This window comes from Mucilaginibacter sp. BGA-UO-ETr-C110, assembly GCF_059567985.1.
In genome coordinates, this window is record NZ_JCAQPB010000002.1 from 2895385 (window position 1) to 2913446 (window position 18062).

Consider the following 18062-nt stretch of genomic DNA (forward strand, 5'->3'; position numbering starts at 1 on the left):
ACGAAACAATCGTAAATACAATGGAGAAATTATCGCAACAAGAGGAAGAAGCCATGCAAGCGGTATGGCAGTGTGGCCCCGGTTTTATTAAAGATTTTCTGGACCAATTGCAGGAGCCCAAACCTCCTTATACCACCCTGGCATCCACCATTAAGAACCTGGAGCGCAAGGAATTTTTAAAAAGTGAAAAAATGGGCAATTCGCTCCGTTACATCCCCATCATTAAAGAGGAGGAATATAAAAAACGCTTTATGAGTGGTTTTGTGAGTGATTACTTCCAAAACTCTTACAAAGACCTGGTAACGTTTTTCGCCAACGAAAAAAAGATAAGTGCCAGCGACCTACAGGAGATCATTAAACTAATTGAAAAACAATAAACCTTAATACCATGCCAGCACTGTTTGTTTTTTTACTTAAAGTAAATATGGCCCTGTTATTGTTTTGCGCGGGTTATTACCTGGTGCTCAGGCCGCTTACTTTTTATACGCTTAACCGTATTTACCTGCTTGCAGCCATCGTATTTGCCAGTGTGTACCCCTGGTTAAACCTTTCGGCTTTTGTGCAGCGGCACGAGAAGTTGGTGAAACCGGTACAACAAGTAGTTATCAATTGGCAGGCACCGGTACAAAGCCTGGTAAAACCATTGAGCCAACCCGATTACTGGCGCTGGGCCGAAGTTATTTTCTGGCTGGGAGCCTACATATTGGCCATTAAACTGGTGGTGCAGCTATTCTCATTATACAGATTGTATAAAAGCTCCAAACCAGCTACCATCAACAATCACCAGGTACGGATTATGGATAGAGACGCGGCACCTTTCTCTTTCTGGCAAAGCATTTTTGTAAATCCGTCAAAACATGAACCCGCTGATCTGAAGGCCATATTATTGCATGAGCAGATCCACGTGAATGAGTGGCATACCGCCGATATATTGCTGGCCGAGGTAAGCAGTATTTTTTACTGGTTTAATCCAGGCATATGGCTAATGAAAAAGGCTATCCGCGAAAACGTGGAGTTTATCACCGACCGCAAGATACTGAACCATGGTATCGATAGTAAAACCTATCAGTACAGCCTGGTTTCGGTAAGTTTTAACAACCAACAGCCCGGTATAGTGAACCATTTTAATATATCAACCATCAAAAAACGCATTATCATGATGAACGCTAAAAGATCTTCGAAAATAAACCTTACCCGGTATGCCTTCCTGGTACCCGCGGTGATTACTTTACTGCTGATATTCAGCATATCAACGGCCGATTTTGCCAAACCGATCAGGATCAAGCTGGCTAATGCGGTTAAACCGCTAACAAGCATGGTAGCTGTAGAGGCTATTCCTAATCCCGCAGGTGGCAATGTTATTTTTACTAAGCCTAAAAAGGCCGCTCATAAGGTCACTAAAACAAGTACCGCTTTCAGGACTGATACAACCAAAAAAAAACTGGTTATTGTAAGTGATAATAACAAGAAGGACTCGATAGTTTGTTATATCAATGGAGTAAGAGGCAATCTAAAAAATATTGATCCTAATAATATAGCACAGGTTAATGTAATAAAAGGCGACCGCGTAAGTGACCTGCCTCCATTTATTAACCAGGATGATGTAAGAAATACTGGCGTAGTACTTGTTGTTACCAAAGATTCGCCAGAGGGAAAAGTAATAGAAAGATCTAAACAATCAAATGGTGTTACTGTAACTGGCTATAGAGCAAGCCCCAAGGTGAGTGTAACTGGCACTACAGTAAAAGCTTACCCCACAACAGCTGTTAGCACCAGCGCTACCGTAAATGTTGCCCCGTATGTAGTCACTGCTGATACTGCCATAAGGGTAAATGTAAAGAGCAATGCGAAGGCTCACATTATAAGGGTTTCATCCACGTCAAGCGTATCAGTTAATGGTAAAAGTACCGCTGCTCAGAACATCTCAGTAAACAATGATGAAGGCATGCATATTTCTTTTGATAAAGATAAAACCCCATTGATCCTGGTTGATGGAAAGGAAATACCCGCCGCTGATATCAATAAAATAAATCCTAAGGCGATTGAAAGTATGAATGTTATCAATGGCGAAGACACCGTAAAAAAATACGGCAATAAGGCAAAAGATGGGGTTATACAGATAACAACTAAGAAGAAGACTGATTAAGGATTGTCTGAAAGGCTGTCATGCTGAGCGCCGTCGAAGTATGGAGGGTAGGCCTCTGCGCTCTACCCTTCGACGAAGCTCAGGGTGACAGCCTTTTTAACCATATTACAGTCCCATCGGGTCTCTTGCAGAGGCCCCTGAAGCATAAAAGTGGGTTTACATTGTAAACCCACTTTATGATGAAAAAATAATATAATTATCTGATTTTAAATAAATTAAAATCACGTTAATCATAAAAAGTGTAAACCATGTAAACCCACTTTTTAGGTAATACAATGGCCCTACCGATCACAATTAATAACACCAACTAACTGGCTTCGGCCAGTTTTTCTGTTTCAAGGAGGGTAAGCAATGCTTTTTCGGCCTGGTTGAGTTCAGCTGCTTTTACATCTTTTTCTTCATCCAGCGCGCTGATATATTTAAACAGCGTACCTTCCTCATAACTTTTAATCACCGAGGGGTGTACATAATACTTTTTACAAACCGAACGGGTATTGCCCAAGCTAACAGCAACTTCGTCAATTACGCTGATGATTTTTTTACGGCACTCCGTTACATTGGCAAATTCACCAGCCGATTTAAACGCATATAAAGCGCTTACGCTGCCTGCCCAGGTACGGAAATCCTTCGCAGTAAAATCTTCGCCGGTGATCTCTTTCAGGTAATTATTAATGTCGCCAGAGTCAATGCTGTGGCGCTCACCGGCTTCGTCATAGTACTGAAAAAGCTCTTTTCCCGGGATGTCGCGACATTGCTTTACCAGTCGGGCCAGTTTTCTGCTTTGCAGGCTTACTTTATGTTGCACGCCTTTTTTCCCTTTAAATTCAAACCTGATGGTTGATCCTTCAATTTTAATATGCCGGTTTTGCAGGGTGGTTAGGCCAAAAGAGCCATACAGTTTTTGATATGATTCGTTCCCTACCCTGATGCTGGTCAATTCCATGAGGCGCACAGCAAGGGCAACCACCTTTTCATGGTCGGGATCAGGACGGGCCAGATCTTTATCTACCTGCTCGCGTATGGCCGGTAAATACGATGCAAAAGTTTGCAGACGATGATATTTGGATTGATTGCGGATCTGGTTCCAGCCAGTGTGATATCGGTATTGTTTTCGCCCGGCAGCATCAATACCTGTAAATTGCAAATGCCCGTTTTCATAGGGTGATATCCAAACATCCGTATAAGCAGGAGGGATCACCAGGTGGATAAATCTGGTTATCAATTCCTCATCTTTTACCAATAGACCGTCCGCATCGTAAAAGTTCCATCCTTTGCCCGATCTTTTACGGGTATATCCGGGCGTTGAATCTGATACATACCTCAAACCAACCGCCTTTGCAGTAACCTTGGGGTCGCGGCCAATTTTTTCCAGTTTTTGCAGCAATCGGTTCATGGGGATGGAACAGCAAAGTCCATACCACTAAGTTTTGCTGACCAGGGACTAGGACGGAAATACCCGAACCAACTTTTAATTAATAATGATGTTTATATTTTATAAACATAGGATTGTTAGCTAATTTCACATCAAACAAAAACCACTAATTGATGAAATACAATTTTTTAGGAAATACTGGCCTGCTGGTTTCCGAGCTTTGCTTTGGCACCATGACCTTTGGAGGCACCGGCTTATACGAAGCCATTGGTAAAGCCCAGCAAAAGGAGGTTAACGACATCATGAAAACAGTTGTTGACTCCGGTATCAATTTTATTGATACCGCCAATGTATATTCCTTCGGTGAATCTGAATCGCTGTTGGGCCAATCCATCAAAAATGTGGGACTCGACCGCAACCAACTGGTTATAGCCACTAAAGTGCGTGCTTTTTTAAACCAGGGACAAAACAGCGGCGGTTTATCCCGGTATCATATATTTCAATCAGTTGATGCCAGTTTAAAACGCCTACAGCTGGATCATACCGACATCTTATACGTACATGGTGTGGATTACCATACACCTGTAGAAGAGATCATGCGGTCATTAAACGATATTGTTTTAAGCGGCAAGGTGCGTTATGTGGCCGTATGTAACTGGCCCGGCTGGATGGTAATGAAAGCCATGGGCATTGCCGAAAAAAATGGCTGGCACAAATTTGTGGGTATGCAATGCTTTTACTCATTGGCAGGCAGAGATATTGAAAGGGAGATATTACCCGTAGCTATTGATCAAAATATGGCTATGATGCCCTGGAGTCCGTTGGCAGGTGGCTTTTTATCGGGTAAATTCACCCGTAACAACCAAAACGCCGAAGGATCGCGCAGATCGACTTTTGATTTCCCGCCGATAGATAAAGAAAAGGCTTATGATATAATCGATGTAATTGTGGAGATAGGCAAACAGCATAACGTATCGGCGGCACAAATCGCGCTGGCATGGGTACGCCTCCAAAAAGGAATTACGAGCACTATTATTGGCGCAAAAAATAACGATCAATTGTTGGATAATATCAAATCAACCGAAATAGAACTTTCGGCTGATGATCTTCAAAAGATCAATGAGGCAAGCGCGCTGCCCATTGAATATCCGGCCTGGATCATTGACTATCAGCATAGATTTAGATAGGCTAGAGAAGTTTTGAATAAACCTTTACTCCATAACAAACAAAAGGGAAGCCATGATAGCTTCCCTTTTGTTATATCAGATAGTAAAATTACAATCCAAATCCATAAGCTACACGTAGGGCAAATATACCCAAGTGATCTTCTTTGTGAGTAAGGTAGTCATAATGGATGCCAAAATCCCAGTGTTTGGTGGCATAACCCAGGTTAGGCGACAGATCTAAACGACGGGGGCCCCAATTAGGACCTTCCAGTTTTTCAAAGGCAACACCAATTTCACCACCTACATATATATTGGGCAGAAAAAACTCTTTAACACCGGCTTTTATAGGTAATTCCCCGTAGCTTTGATATCTTCTGTCTTGTCCTGGTATTTTTTTCGGGAAAAGGTGGTAACCGCCAGCGGTAAATGTGATCGCAAGATCATTAGTGACACCATACTGTAAGCGTGCGGTTCCACCTAAACTGAAATTTGTGCCATACTTGGCAATTCCAGTCGGAAGTCCCGATTCAATGCCTAAGCTTAAAACAAAAGCATTGGCTGGGGTAGTTTGTGCTTTTACGTCAGTTGCAAAAAACAAAATAGCTGCCAGAAAAGCTACACCTATTAGTTTTGATAGTTTTTTCATTTGTAATAATTTTTAGTAAACAATATTTATATACATTACTATCTCATTTACAAATAGGTTGCCTCATCCCCAATTTATTTTTTAAAATCGAGCAGAAAAAAATACCTGGTAACGGAAATTTTTACCACAGGCAACCTATTACTTAAAGCCATCGTATTTTTTGTAACGACCATCATTTAACCGGGGTTATATATATCAAACAAAAAAATATTCACATGAAAAAAACTATCTATCCAGCGCTGATCATATTATTCATCAGTTTTTCGGCCTTTATTGTAGCAACTACCTGGAAAGTAAAAGATCCTTATGAAATAAAATTTTCCAACGGAAAAATCCACGGGGAGTTTCAGGGTTTAAAAGCTAATATCCAGTTCGATAAAGCACATCCTGAAGATTCAAAAATCTCGGCTACTATTGATGCTACTACATTAAGCACCGGTTTTTTTATTAAAACCAGCCACTCTAAGGATGCTATTGATGTTGATCATTACCCCACCATTACCTTTACATCAACTGCTGTAAGCAAAACCAGTGCAGGTTACGATGCCAGCGGTAAGCTCACCTTAAAGGGTGTTACCAAGCCTATTACCATTCACTTTACGTTTGATGACAAGGGAAACGAAGGCATTTTCAAAGGCGATTTTAAAGTGATCACCAAGGATTTCGGCATCACCAAAAATGGTTCACCTGATTACCTGGACATCTCTTTAAATGTTCCGGTAACCAAATAAGTTATTTATGAATTTTGAGTTATGAGGGGGAAATAGTGTGTTTTATTTAATAACTCAAAAAAAGAAAGCCCGAAGCTTAAAAACTTCGGGCTTTTGATTTAATATTCTGTATCCTTTACTAAAAGCTTTTCAATACTTTCACAACGTGTTCTATTTGCTCCGGATGAACATCCAAGTGAGTTACAAAACGGATGCGGTGCTTGTCGGTATCCCCTGCTTTGATACCATGTATAGCCAGCTTGGCCAACACTTCAGTTGCTGGTTCAACCGTGTCAAAAAGCACGATGTTGGTTTCAACCGGTACTACATTGCTTACCCAGGATAATTTGCCCAGTTCCTCGCCTAAAATAACAGCATGAGCATGATCAATTTTAAGCCGCTCCACATGGTGATCAAGCGCATAGATACCCGCGGCAGCTAAAAAGCCTGCCTGCCGCCATCCACCACCCAAAACTTTACGGATACGACGGGCGTATTTGATCGTTTCGGCATCAGCCAGTAAAACCGAGCCAACGGGCGCACCCAGTCCTTTGGACAAACAAACGGATATCCCGTTAAAGTATTTACCATAGTCAATAGCCTTGTCGCCAGTATGGGTCAAAGCATTAAATATACGCGCGCCATCCAGGTGGAGCTTCAAACCTTTGGCCCGGCACAGTTCGGCAATAGGGGCAATATCGGCCAGTGTATAACAACTGCCGCCGCCCTTATTTACTGTATTTTCCAGCACCACCAAACTGGTATGTGGGTAATGAATATTTTCGGCATTAATCTCGGGCTCTATCATTTCGGCGGTGATAATGCCCCGGTAGCCGGTTAATAAACGGGTAGATACTCCTGAGTTAAAGGCAATCCCCCCACCCTCATACCGGTAAACATGCGCGGTTTGGTCGGCTATTAGCTCATCCAGGGGCTGTGTAAAGCATTTAATAGCTATTTGGTTAGTCATCGTACCGGATGGACAAAACAAGCCCGCCTCCATCCCAAAAATGGCTGCAGCTTTTTGCTCCAGTTCTTTAACGGTTTCGTCTTCACCAAAAACATCATCCCCTACTTTGGCGCTCCACATCGCTTCGAGCATGCCTGGTGTCGGTTTGGTAACCGTATCGCTGCGTAAATCAACAGTTAATTGCATGGTAATTTTTAATTCCTATTTTAGATGCTCAAATCTAAATGATATGCTTTCAATTTTACAATCATCCATGTATTTTATGCTTGTAACAAATATGTATCTGTCATATTAAAATGTTTTAAATTTACGTTCTCTGTTTTTTAACTCACTATGCGTACTACCATACTTCTTTCATTAATCATACTGAGCTTTACATCGGTACAGGCTCAAAAATGGCAGCCCGGTACTTTTACCGATGTAAAAGGCAACCGCGAAACCGGTTTTATCAGGCTTAACCCTCCGGGCAAAGGGCCTATAAAAGATGAAGGCTTTATTGAATTTAAAGAGACTGAAAAAAACAACCCATACAAATTAAGCGCCAGCGACCTGCGGTCGTTCATAGTAGCTAAAGACAGCTTTGTAGTGGCCCACGCCCCGCAAAACGGTGCATGGGGTAAAGAAGAAACCGATTTTGTAAAGGTGGTGTTGGATGAACCCACTAAGCTTTATGTAGCCGAAGGTGGCAAAGGCAGCGGCGGTGGAAGCGGCTTTGGTATTTCGCCGGGAGTAGGCATGGGGGTAGGTACCGGCGGATATGGCAGCGGCATAGGCGGCGGTATAGGCATATCCCTTGGTGGTGGCCGCGGCCGTAAAGGCGGCAAAACAGTTTATTATTACGGCACCAATACTGCCGAAATGAAACAGCTTACTGACGAGAATTTTGAAGACATTATGACCGATATTATGGGCGATGAACCCGATGTGGTCGAAAAAATACACGCGCACCAGTTTGGGCTAAAGAATATTGATAAGCTGGTAGCTTATTATAACGCGCAGGTGGCGGCGCATAAAAAGCAGTAAATCAAGAGAAGTCATGCCGAATTCATTTCGGCATCCCATATCCAAGGTTGCATATACGTATGATTTAACCTGCTAATGAGATGCTGAAATGAGTTCAGCATGACACCCTTATCTAATCGATCTTTATTCCTTTATAATACTCCGCATTCTGGTAATCTTTCCGGAGCGGAAAGCCTTCCCAATCGTCGGGTAATAGTATCCGGCGCAGATCCGGGTGACCTTCAAAAAATATACCCAGCAAGTCATAAGCTTCACGCTCATGCCAGTCGGCAGTACGGTATACGCTGGTTATGCTTTTAAATTCAGGCAATTCGGTACTTTCACGGTCATGCGGCTTGCTTATTTTTAACGTAAGCTGAGTTTTATAAGGTATGGATGCCAGGTGATAAACCACACCATAACGATTATCCTCATCATTGTAATGCACCCCACTTAGGCTCGACAGAAAGTCAAAATAGGTTTGAGGGTTATTACGCAGCTCCTGGCAAACCGATGTAATATCATCAGGATTGATCAACAGGGCGGGTTGAAGCCCGCCTGTTTCTTCGCCCGTGATTACGGTTTCGCCAAATTTTTGAATAAGCAATTGTTTGATATCGTTAAACATCATGGTGCTAAACGTACTTTTTTCCAGCTTTTTTTATCAACTTTTTTATACAGAATACGATCATGCAAACGGCTCGAACGGCCCTGCCAAAACTCAACCAATTGCGGGTTCAGGATATAACCTCCCCAAAATGATGGTTTGGGTACTTCCTTGCCTTCGTATTCAGCTTCCAGTTCGTTCCATTTTTTTTCTAATTCGTCACGACCTTCTATCTCCTGACTCTGCGGTGAAACTACAGCCCCTATCTGACTGCCTTTCGGCCGTGTGTGGAAATATCTTTCAGAGTCTTCCTTGCTCAATTTTTCTATCGTTCCTTCAATACGTACCTGGCGTTCCAGCTCAGCCCAAAAAAAAGTGATGGCACCCTGCGGGTTCTTAGTGATCTCCTTACCCTTACGACTTAAGTAATTGGTATAGAACATAAAACCATGCTGATTAAAGCCTTTTAACAACACGATACGTGCCGATGGTTTTCCGTTTGGGGTAGCTGTAGCCAGCGTCATGGCATTGGGCTCATGCAATTTTGCGGCTAAAGCTTCGTTAAACCATTGTTCGAACTGATTTATCGGGTCGCCCTTGGTATCATTTTCGGACAATGTAGCGGCAGTGTAATCCTGCCTTAAATTTTGTATTTCCTGCTGATTCATTGAATGCAAACTTACAAATTAGTATCAAGTAGTTAGTATCAAGTATCAGGACAGCTGCATTTTGTTTTATAAGGCGTTCAAAATCACGATACTTGATACTAAGTACTTGATACTAGAACATATTTTTGTTATGCTTGTTGTATTATTTAAAAACTGAACCTTATGCTAAGTCCAATTCCGGCTGCCGCGGGGCGTCTGCTCATTTCGGAACCCTTTATGATGGATCCGAATTTTAAAAGATCGGTTATCTTACTGACAGAATACTCTGCCGATGGCGCTATGGGGTTTATTTTAAACCATCATAGTGAATATATGCTGGGCGACGTATTACCCGACGTTTCTTACTCCGAAATGCCGGTTTATGACGGCGGACCTGTAGCCAAAAACACCCTGCATTTTATGCATTGCTGCCCCGAAAAAATAGAAGGTGGCATTGAAATAGCCGAAGGCGTATTTTGGGGCGGCGATTTTGAACAGGCAAAAGAACTGATATCAAACTACCAGCTAACCGAAAACGAGATCAAGTTTTTTGCCGGATACTCCGGCTGGACACCGCAACAACTTGACGAAGAAATACTACAGGATAGCTGGATAGTGGCCGAAAAATTTAAATCTGAAACGTTATTTTCCAATGATGAGCAAAACCTCTGGAAAGAAGTGGTTATAGGCCTTGGCCAACGCTATGCCCACATTGCCAATTTCCCAGAGAACCCGGCTTTGAATTAGTTAGCAGTTACCGGTGGGCAGTTTACACTGAACTAAGCCATATTTAAGATACCACAAAGAGCGATGATTACCCTCATCGCTCTTTGTGTTTGCTAACTGCAAACTGCCCACCGGTAACTGCCTACTACCCCTCCATTTCCTTTGCAGAGTCTTCTACTTTCTTCTTGAGGTCCTCTTTAAAGTCGATCAGATTTTTAACCAAATATTCATCGGCAGTCGATAGTATTTGCGCGGCCAGTATGCCCGCATTTTTTGCTGCATTAAGCGCTACGGTAGCTACAGGGATACCATTGGGCATTTGCAATATGGAAAGTATCGAATCCCAGCCATCAATAGAATTGCTTGATTTAACAGGCACACCAATTACAGGTAAGTGGGTTAAAGAGGCCACCATACCCGGCAAATGAGCGGCACCACCGGCACCGGCAATAATTACTTTAATACCCCTATCAGCAGCAGCACGGGCATAACTGAACATCCTGTCGGGCGTACGGTGTGCTGATACTACGGTGATCTCATACTCTACACCTAATTCTTTTAAAACATCGGCGGCATCCTGCATCACATTCAGATCGGATTTGCTACCCATAATGATGGCTACTTTTGGTTCTTTATTGTTCATAGTTGATGGTTCATAGTTCATGGTAAAAAATCGTCAAACCGAATTTCTCAGTGCTGTGATCATTTTTACCAATACCTCATATTCATTATACAGTATTTTAAAATTTTCTTCTTTCAGATACCCTCTTCTTCTTGCGATGAATAAACAACTCACAACTTCTATTGCGGATCTTAGTGAGCAACCTAAAAACACTTTAAAAACAGCTTTGCTTTGCCCCGTTGAGCCTTCGGCAATATTTAATACTACAGAATCTGCCGCTCTTTTTATCTGAGATATTAGGATATAAATTTCTTCTTTAGGAAAGGTTTTGGTCAACTGATTGATTTGTTCGTCTAAGTCCATGGCCTTTTGCCACACCTGAAGATCTTCAAACCTAAATGCCATTTGTCTCTATTTGATAAGTAAATAACCTGCCTTACTATGAACTATGATCCATGAACTATGAACCAAATTTAACTAATCACCTTCAACGTCTGCTGCACAAATCTTGCTTTTTCAATGGCTTTTTCCCGGTCAGAATCAACAATGGTTACATGCCCCATTTTGCGGAACGGTTTTGTTAAAGCTTTTCCGTACAAATGCACATATACACCAGGAATTTTTAATATTTTTTCGATGCCCTGATATATAGCCGGACCTTCATAACCCACCTCCCCTAAAATATTCACCATAATGGCATTGTTAAGACATGCTGTATCGCCCAGTGGCTGGTTAAATATAGCCCTTAAATGCTGTTCAAATTGCGAAACTACATTACCCTCAATAGTTTGGTGCCCGCTATTATGCGGACGTGGCGCCAATTCATTAACCAGTATTTTGCCGTGTTTGTCTAAAAACATTTCAACCGCCAGTATGCCTACAATTTTAAGGCTCTCGGCTATTTTTTTGGCAATTTGCTCGGCCCGTTCCAGTATCTCGAACGGTAAGGTTGATGGCGATATCAAAAACTCAACCAGGTTGGCCTGAGGGTTAAACTCCATCTCCACCAAGGGAAATGTACTTACCTCTCCATTCTCATTCCGGGCTACAATTACGGCTATTTCTTTTTCAAAATCGATCCATTTTTCGATCAGGCTGGGCTCTTTGAATGCACCGGGCAAATAGCTTTCATCAGCTACTTTATAAACGCCTTTGCCATCGTAACCATCCTTGCGCAGCTTTTGGATATATGGGAATGGTATAAAGCTTTGCTGTAATTGCTGCGGTGATGATATGATCTGAAAATCAGCTGTAGGAATGCCGTTCTCTTTAAAAAATTGCTTTTGCAAGCCCTTATCCTGTATCAGCCTGATGATGCGCGACTGCGGATAAACCATCACCCCTTCTCTCTCCAGTTGTTCAAGAGCGTCAACATTAACCTTTTCTATCTCGATAGTAATCATGTCTACATTTTTACCAAAATTGTAAACAGTCTCATAATCGCTCAGTGAACCTATGGTAAACTCATCGCAGAGTTTACGGCAGGGCGCTTCCCGATCAGGGTCAAGAATTTTTATGGTTACGTTATAATTTATGGCCTGTTGTATTAGCATACGACCAAGCTGGCCGCCGCCCAGGATACCTAATTTTAAATCTCCGTAGAATGCTTTCATGTTGAAGATGCAAGTTTACCTGAAATCTTTCAAAAAGCCATAAAGCAATTTAGTTTCCTATACTTCAACATCGTCAATGATCTTTTTGCGGCTGGGCTTACCAAAAAACAAATAAGATAAAACGATGAGAAACGCAATTACAGTTATGGCATAAAACTCTCGGTCTACCCCATCCATTCCCGAAAAGGCGACAACCCAAATCAGAATTATAGCCGGCACTATTGCAGAGGCAGCAAAAGCCCTTGACATCTCATCTGGTGATTGAAGGGATAATAACAGACCCGGGATACTCACCAGTACTAAAGGTATGTTCAAAAACAGGCTTCCCGAAATAAGCAGGTACAATCCGATATGCTTATCATCGCTCATAATGAATGAAAAATTAAAAGCGACCGATAAAACTATAGTTAACAGGAAAGAAAACAGATATAGTTTCAGGATACGTTTAAAAAGCATAAATAAGACTTAAGAGGCTCTATTACGCTAATATAACCAAATAACACACTCATTAAAAAGTGACCAAAATCTTATTACCGTTTTTTAACCAGCAAATAATAAAAAATGGCGTGTACAACCAGGAATATACCACCTGTCATCAGGTAAACCACTCTAACAGGAGGACTTATTTTCATGCTCAGGGCAGTAATGATAAACACAACCGATCCACCAAAATACAGCAGAAAACGCACAACGCGATTATTCCAATATTGCGGGTTAACCAGGAACATAGCAGGCAGGGTCATCACAAAAATAATGATATTTAAAAAGGTGACATTCTCCATGATCTTAGGTAATGTCTTGGTATAATCGTCGCTCTTTTGCGTTATATTGTAATAAACGCAGACGGCAGCTATAGACAGGATAACCGCGAATAAGAAGACCCTGAAAAGTTGTTTAGGAATTGTTTTCATCTTGAAATCAAATATAATAAATAAGCCCGACTGTGAGCCGGTATCATTGCCGCAAAGAAACGTATATGAGCTTGAAAAGCCTTAATCCTATTGTCACAAATTGGATTGCAACATGGCGCATCTCCCTTTAATACCCTAAAAACAGCTACCTTTGCCCCGTTTTTTACATAAATATAATTTTCAATGAGAACCAAAATAGCAGTAGCCAACGGTGATGGAATAGGTCCCGAGATAATGCAGGCCGTACTTAAAGTTTTTGAGGCCAATGATGTACAGCTTGAGTATGAATTTGTGGAGATGGGTAAGTCGTATTTCGACGCGGGGCACTCCACCGGTATGACGGCTAAAGCAAAGGAAACCATTGAAACCCTGGGTATACTGTTTAAAGGCCCTATGGAAACTCCAAAAGGTAAGGGCGTAAAAAGCATCAACGTAACTGCCCGTAAAGTTTGGAATACTTATGCCAACCAGCGTGACTTCAGGACTTTGAACGGTGTTGAGACTGTTTTTTCTAAAGCCGGTATCCCCATCAACCTCACCATCATCCGAGAAAACATCGAGGATACTTATGGTGGCATTGAACACCTGCTTACTTATGATGTTGCTGTAGGTCGCAGGATCATCACCCGTCCGGGTTCGGCACAGGTTATCCGTTATGCTTTTGAAATGGCTAAACGCAAAGGCTTAAAAAAATTAGCCTGCGGTCATAAAGCCAACATCATGAAATTGACCGATGGTCTTTTCCTGGAAACTTTCCAGGAAATAGCTAAAGAATATCCCGAAATTGAAGCATCAGACATTATTGTTGACGACCTGTGTATGAAACTGGTTACCCGTCCCGAAACGTTCGAAGCCATTGTTTTAACCAATTTGCAGGGCGATATCGTATCAGACCTTTGCGCCGGCCTGGTTGGCGGATTGGGTTTTGCTCCATCAGCCAACATTGGCGATAACATATCCATATTTGAGGCCGTGCATGGTACCGCTCCTGATATTGCGGGAAAAGGTATTGCCAACCCTACTGCGTTGTTACTTTCCGGTATTTCGATGTTGCGCTTTTTAGGTTTCTCCAAAAACGCGGCAGATATCGAAAATGCGCTACTGTATACTTTAGAACAAGGTGTGCACACCGGCGATTTTGGCAACAAATCTGTACCATCATCAAACACCAATAGCTTTGTGGATGCCATTATTGACAACTTAGGTAAAGTACCGGCCAACGGCGGTGTTTTTTCAAACCCCGATTTTGAAACCAGAGTGAGCCATCTGCAACCTATAAAAAACAAACTGACCGTTACCAAAAACATCAAAGAAGAGATGATTGGCGTCGATGTGTTTGTGGAAGCCAGGCTACAACCCAATGAACTGGCCGAAATGGCAAAAAAGGTATTAACCGATAACTTTGAACTGGTAATGATCTCTAACCGTGGTACGCAGGTATGGCCAACAGGTTCTATTTATACCGAACTGGTTAACGAGTACCGTGTACGCTTTGAAAAGAAAGCCGGTAAAAATATCACCCAGAAAGAGTTGCTGCACATTGCCGCTGATTTTTCTGAACTGGCTAAAGTTTGCTCAGTTGAGTTCCTGATGAATTTCGACGGTAAAATTGGCTATACATTGGCACAAGGTCAATAAGCATTTGTTTGCATCAATATCAGAAAGAGCCTGTGATTTATCACGGGCTTTTTTTATGCGATAATGTGAGTTGAGATAGTTCTACCGTTGAATATTTTATTAAAAAATGGGTTTACATGGTTTACACTTTTTATGGTTTACACTTATTTAATTAATTGATTATCAATTAATTAATTTTTATTTTGTCATAAAAAACGGTTTACAGTGTAAACCATGTTTTTGGGATAAAAAAGCGTCACTTTTAATTCCCTCCCCGTGGGAGGGTAATAGCCCATGGTTAGACATTTGTTCAAAAAGGGTGTCATGCTGAGCCCGTCGAAGCATGGTGGGCAGGCCTCTGCGCTCTCCCCTTCGACGGCGCTCAGGGTGACAGCCCCTATTTTTGGATATTATTTATTCGTTATGCTTAACCATGGGCTATTTACCCACGGGCGGGGTTTGTACGCGCGATGATGAGCCTATTCCATAAACCCCTTCCTCCCCTTCCCGAGGGAAGGAATCGCACAAGGCTTTGGCTTTTTGATCGGCTGTCACCCTTTTTTGAATACTATGATGGGCCCTAACTCATCCCATAAGACTTGATCAATTCGTGTAATTCGCGGCCAATAGTGTAATTCGTACAATTTTTACTTCCCTCTTTTTTAGCGGTTTAAGCACCTTTTTTAATTATTTAAAAACCTTTCATTGTAATTATAAGTTATAAACATACATTAATTACAATAAACTATTAATTTAAACGACAATTTATAAGGAAAACTGCTACTTATTTACATGCAAATTATGAACAAAATCAAAAGAAAGATGAACATGAAAAAGTCAGTTTTAATTGCCGTTGCATCACTAACTATCGGATTTTTATCAACCAGTGCAATTGCCCAAACACAACAACAAGACACTACTAAACGCGATACAAGCAATAAAGCCGCCTCTGCCTCAACCGCCGCTCCTTCAGCTGCCTCTGGCGATGTGGTTGGCGTACTTTCAAGTTCCACCAATTTTGCACCAATGGCGCTGGCCATCAAGAACGCTGATCTGGAAGCTACTCTAAAAGGCGCCGGACCGTTTACTGTTTTTGCGCCGAATGACGTAGCATTCAGCAAAGTGCCCAAACCTACTATGGACGATCTGATGAAGGATAAGGCCAAACTGGCCAGGGTTTTAAAATATCACGTGATAGCTGGTAAATACACTAAAACCGATATTATTAAAGCGCTGAATGCCGGCAAAGGGAAGGCTGTTTTAAAAACCATCGACGGTGATGCCTTAACCCTATCGGTTAACGACAAGAGTAACCTTCAACTCACCGATGCCAAAGGAAATAAAGCAGTTGTGGTATCATTTGATAGTATGGCCAGCAATGGTGTTATACATGGCCTTGATAGTGTGATAATCCCCCAATAGAACGATTTCGTTTGTTTAATTCTAAATCCAAAAAGGCCCAGGTATGCAAATACCGGGCTCTTTTTTATGTAGGTTGATGAAGCTGCCATATCTGGCGGCTTAGTTTATAAAACAAATGGCCATCAATAATTTCATCATAACTAAAATCATTCTTTTCCAATAATTTAACCGACCGACCATGAACTTCTAATGGGAAAGCGGTAATAACCTCCAGCCTCATATCATTAAAACCCCAGGCAATTACCGGCACTATGGCTTCTTGCATGATACCCTGTCCCTGCATATCAGGAAGCAGTTCATACCCTATCTCGGCGGTGTTATCGTTATCATTTAAATTCCAGTAACAAATAGTACCTATCAATTTACCGGTAGCTCTTGATTCAATAGCCCAGTACACACCCTTATTTTCAATTATATCCTGTATCCTATCCCTAATAAACCTGTCAGCGTCAGCAAGCGTTTGAGCCGCATCACGGCCAACAAAGCGGTTAACTTCCTCATTGCTACGCAGGGCGAATATAGCGTCCCTGTCAGCAACTGTTAATGCGCGCAGCAACAACCGCTGCGTTTGTAGTTCCGGAAAATGCTCTGGGAATTGCATGCTCATTATTTTTTTGATAAGATCTTAAATTTCCCCTGTTTCAGATGGCGGTCTGCAATCAACGCTACTGGCACTCCCAGGCAAATGATCAGGACAGCTATACCGGTTATAACAACAGGCAGTTTAACTACCGGGAACCCTTTTTGAGTGATGGGTATAACCACCAGGTTCATGATGATCCAGGCGGTAAAACCATACAACACCGCTATCAGATAAGCATTTTTAAGTCCTTTTTTAAAGAAAGGATACAACAGGTAAAACGCGCTGGTAAACAAAATAGCTATCAGATAGTGGAACACCACACCCGCCACAACCATTTCGGCACCGCCTTTAAAAGCCGCTTTGCCAAACGCTGCACTGGCTATAAATTTAAAAATGATGGCCGGTTTTATTTTATAGTTCCAGATCAGGGCGGCCAAACCGTCAAGCGTACCGGTTATTAGTCCAATACCCAGGATATTGAGCAGGACATTGCTTTTACGAGGTGTAGTATCTTTTTGCATCAGGAGATTTGAATGGCTAATTTATGCTTTTTATAAAATTGTGGTGTGGGCATTATTAATTTATTTTTTGCTTTTAAGTAAATTTTTGTAACAGATGCTTATTTTTATGGCAATGAATAAAGACACCTGCCTTATTGAGGTTCCGGCTTTGCTGAATAAGAAAACGAGTAAAATATTAACGTTTAAAACAGAAAGCCTGATCATCGAAAAACCCATGGGTTTAAAGTCGCCTGATTTTATACCTGCCGAAACTATTACCGGTTTCCGGTATGGTATTAGTTGGTTAAGAGGCTATGCTTTTACCATTGGCAGACAGTATTTTATCGAAATTCAAACCGATCAGCAAAAGGTGATCAGCGTTAAACTGGGTAGTTATTACGGCCTCCGCAAAAATCTGTATAACCAGCTCTGGTCAGAGATCATCCACCAGTTATGGCGCTATTACTTTGTAAATCAATACAATTACTATTATGATCTGTATAAGATCAACCAAACATTTGAGCTTTGCGGCATCTACTTTCACCCCAATGGTATTGGCTGGGACGCGCTCAACATTTTGCAATGGGGCGAAGTAGGTATCAGCAATTACTACAACTATTTCATGATCTACAACCGCAATAACAAGCGGCAGTACAAAAGCCGCAGTTTTGCCAAAGACTGGAACGCCGTGGTGCTGCAGGCTATTTTAAAAGAGATAGTCGACGAAAAAAAAGTACTTTACTAATAGTTAAATTTTAGCTACTCAAAACTTTTTAAAGCATAAATTTTAACATTTTTCGAC

The 18062-nt window shown here is 41.7% G+C and carries 21 protein-coding genes; 9 read left to right on the forward strand and 12 right to left on the reverse strand.

The window, feature by feature from the left end; genetic code table 11:
- Window positions 1-20 precede the first annotated feature (20 nt).
- On the forward strand, window positions 21-377 hold the full coding sequence (locus AC57BQ_RS12670) for a BlaI/MecI/CopY family transcriptional regulator (protein ID WP_090468871.1): 357 nt from the start codon (window positions 21-23) through the stop codon (window positions 375-377).
- A gap of 11 nt (window positions 378-388) precedes the next feature.
- Entirely contained in the window at window positions 389-2146 is a 1758-nt protein-coding gene (locus tag AC57BQ_RS12675; RefSeq protein ID WP_496406629.1) for a M56 family metallopeptidase, read from the forward strand.
- Between the two features lie 307 nt (window positions 2147-2453).
- Here the strand turns inward: AC57BQ_RS12675 and AC57BQ_RS12680 are convergent, their stop codons facing one another.
- A complete protein-coding gene (locus AC57BQ_RS12680; RefSeq protein WP_496406630.1) occupies window positions 2454-3539 on the reverse strand; it encodes a DNA topoisomerase IB in 1086 nt (361 codons plus the stop codon).
- Between the two features lie 152 nt (window positions 3540-3691).
- On the opposite strand from AC57BQ_RS12680, the gene AC57BQ_RS12685 reads away from it, so the two are divergent.
- A complete protein-coding gene (locus tag AC57BQ_RS12685; RefSeq protein ID WP_496406631.1) occupies window positions 3692-4705 on the forward strand; it encodes an aldo/keto reductase in 1014 nt (337 codons plus the stop codon).
- Between the two features lie 88 nt (window positions 4706-4793).
- Here AC57BQ_RS12685 and AC57BQ_RS12690 read toward each other — a convergent pair whose 3' ends face one another.
- A complete protein-coding gene (locus AC57BQ_RS12690; RefSeq protein ID WP_496406632.1) occupies window positions 4794-5330 on the reverse strand; it encodes a hypothetical protein in 537 nt (178 codons plus the stop codon).
- A 215-nt stretch (window positions 5331-5545) separates the two neighbouring features.
- On the opposite strand from AC57BQ_RS12690, the gene AC57BQ_RS12695 reads away from it, so the two are divergent.
- Complete coding sequence (locus AC57BQ_RS12695) at window positions 5546-6061, forward strand: YceI family protein (protein WP_496406633.1); 516 nt, start codon at window positions 5546-5548, stop codon at window positions 6059-6061.
- A gap of 118 nt (window positions 6062-6179) precedes the next feature.
- On the opposite strand, the gene AC57BQ_RS12700 is transcribed toward AC57BQ_RS12695, so the two are convergent.
- Entirely contained in the window at window positions 6180-7196 is a 1017-nt protein-coding gene (locus AC57BQ_RS12700) for a threonine aldolase family protein (protein WP_496406634.1), read from the reverse strand.
- A 147-nt stretch (window positions 7197-7343) separates the two neighbouring features.
- Between AC57BQ_RS12700 and AC57BQ_RS12705 the strand changes: the two genes are divergently transcribed.
- Entirely contained in the window at window positions 7344-8033 is a 690-nt protein-coding gene (locus AC57BQ_RS12705) for a hypothetical protein (protein ID WP_496406635.1), read from the forward strand.
- 112 nt (window positions 8034-8145) lie between these two features.
- On the opposite strand, the gene AC57BQ_RS12710 is transcribed toward AC57BQ_RS12705, so the two are convergent.
- Window positions 8146-8643, reverse strand: coding sequence for an NADH-quinone oxidoreductase subunit C (locus AC57BQ_RS12710; RefSeq protein WP_496406636.1), 498 nt, complete (start codon window positions 8641-8643; stop codon window positions 8146-8148).
- Complete coding sequence (pdxH, locus tag AC57BQ_RS12715; protein WP_496406637.1) at window positions 8640-9287, reverse strand: pyridoxamine 5'-phosphate oxidase; 648 nt, start codon at window positions 9285-9287, stop codon at window positions 8640-8642. Before pdxH ends, AC57BQ_RS12710 begins: the two co-directional genes overlap by 4 nt.
- Window positions 9288-9449: 162 nt before the next feature.
- Between pdxH and AC57BQ_RS12720 the strand changes: the two genes are divergently transcribed.
- The gene (locus tag AC57BQ_RS12720; RefSeq protein ID WP_090468888.1) at window positions 9450-10013 is read left to right on the forward strand and encodes a YqgE/AlgH family protein; all 564 of its coding nucleotides are present in this window, start codon (window positions 9450-9452) and stop codon (window positions 10011-10013) included.
- A 124-nt stretch (window positions 10014-10137) separates the two neighbouring features.
- Here the strand turns inward: AC57BQ_RS12720 and purE are convergent, their stop codons facing one another.
- The 5 genes from purE to AC57BQ_RS12745 all read right to left on the reverse strand — a co-directional run bounded on the left by purE (window position 10138) and on the right by AC57BQ_RS12745 (window position 13138).
- The gene (gene purE, locus AC57BQ_RS12725; RefSeq protein ID WP_496406638.1) at window positions 10138-10635 is read right to left on the reverse strand and encodes a 5-(carboxyamino)imidazole ribonucleotide mutase; all 498 of its coding nucleotides are present in this window, start codon (window positions 10633-10635) and stop codon (window positions 10138-10140) included.
- Between the two features lie 33 nt (window positions 10636-10668).
- Window positions 10669-11019: a four helix bundle protein gene (locus AC57BQ_RS12730; RefSeq protein WP_496406639.1), complete on the reverse strand. Its 351-nt coding sequence runs from the start codon at window positions 11017-11019 to the stop codon at window positions 10669-10671.
- A 68-nt stretch (window positions 11020-11087) separates the two neighbouring features.
- Window positions 11088-12227 (reverse strand): 5-(carboxyamino)imidazole ribonucleotide synthase, encoded by a 1140-nt coding sequence (locus tag AC57BQ_RS12735; protein WP_496406640.1) that lies wholly within the window; start codon window positions 12225-12227, stop codon window positions 11088-11090.
- Between the two features lie 57 nt (window positions 12228-12284).
- Window positions 12285-12683 (reverse strand): hypothetical protein, encoded by a 399-nt coding sequence (locus AC57BQ_RS12740; protein ID WP_496406641.1) that lies wholly within the window; start codon window positions 12681-12683, stop codon window positions 12285-12287.
- 74 nt (window positions 12684-12757) lie between these two features.
- A complete protein-coding gene (locus AC57BQ_RS12745) occupies window positions 12758-13138 on the reverse strand; it encodes a hypothetical protein (protein WP_090468893.1) in 381 nt (126 codons plus the stop codon).
- A gap of 183 nt (window positions 13139-13321) precedes the next feature.
- Here AC57BQ_RS12745 and AC57BQ_RS12750 point away from each other — a divergent pair, with 183 nt between their 5' ends.
- Both AC57BQ_RS12750 and AC57BQ_RS12755 read left to right on the forward strand, forming a co-directional pair.
- Window positions 13322-14776 carry an NADP-dependent isocitrate dehydrogenase gene (locus AC57BQ_RS12750; RefSeq protein ID WP_496406642.1) on the forward strand — a complete coding sequence of 485 codons (1455 nt, stop codon included), beginning with the start codon at window positions 13322-13324 and terminating at the stop codon, window positions 14774-14776.
- Window positions 14777-15583: 807 nt separating this feature from the next.
- Complete coding sequence (locus AC57BQ_RS12755; protein ID WP_496406643.1) at window positions 15584-16177, forward strand: fasciclin domain-containing protein; 594 nt, start codon at window positions 15584-15586, stop codon at window positions 16175-16177.
- Between the two features lie 64 nt (window positions 16178-16241).
- Here AC57BQ_RS12755 and AC57BQ_RS12760 read toward each other — a convergent pair whose 3' ends face one another.
- Window positions 16242-16784, reverse strand: a complete 543-nt coding sequence (locus tag AC57BQ_RS12760; RefSeq protein WP_496406644.1) for a GNAT family N-acetyltransferase — start codon at window positions 16782-16784, stop codon at window positions 16242-16244.
- On the reverse strand, window positions 16784-17281 hold the full coding sequence (locus AC57BQ_RS12765; protein WP_496406645.1) for a hypothetical protein: 498 nt from the start codon (window positions 17279-17281) through the stop codon (window positions 16784-16786). Before AC57BQ_RS12765 ends, AC57BQ_RS12760 begins: the two co-directional genes overlap by 1 nt.
- Before the next feature lie 112 nt (window positions 17282-17393).
- Here AC57BQ_RS12765 and AC57BQ_RS12770 point away from each other — a divergent pair, with 112 nt between their 5' ends.
- On the forward strand, window positions 17394-18005 hold the full coding sequence (locus AC57BQ_RS12770; RefSeq protein ID WP_496406646.1) for a hypothetical protein: 612 nt from the start codon (window positions 17394-17396) through the stop codon (window positions 18003-18005).
- The last annotated feature ends 57 nt before the right edge of the window (window positions 18006-18062 follow it).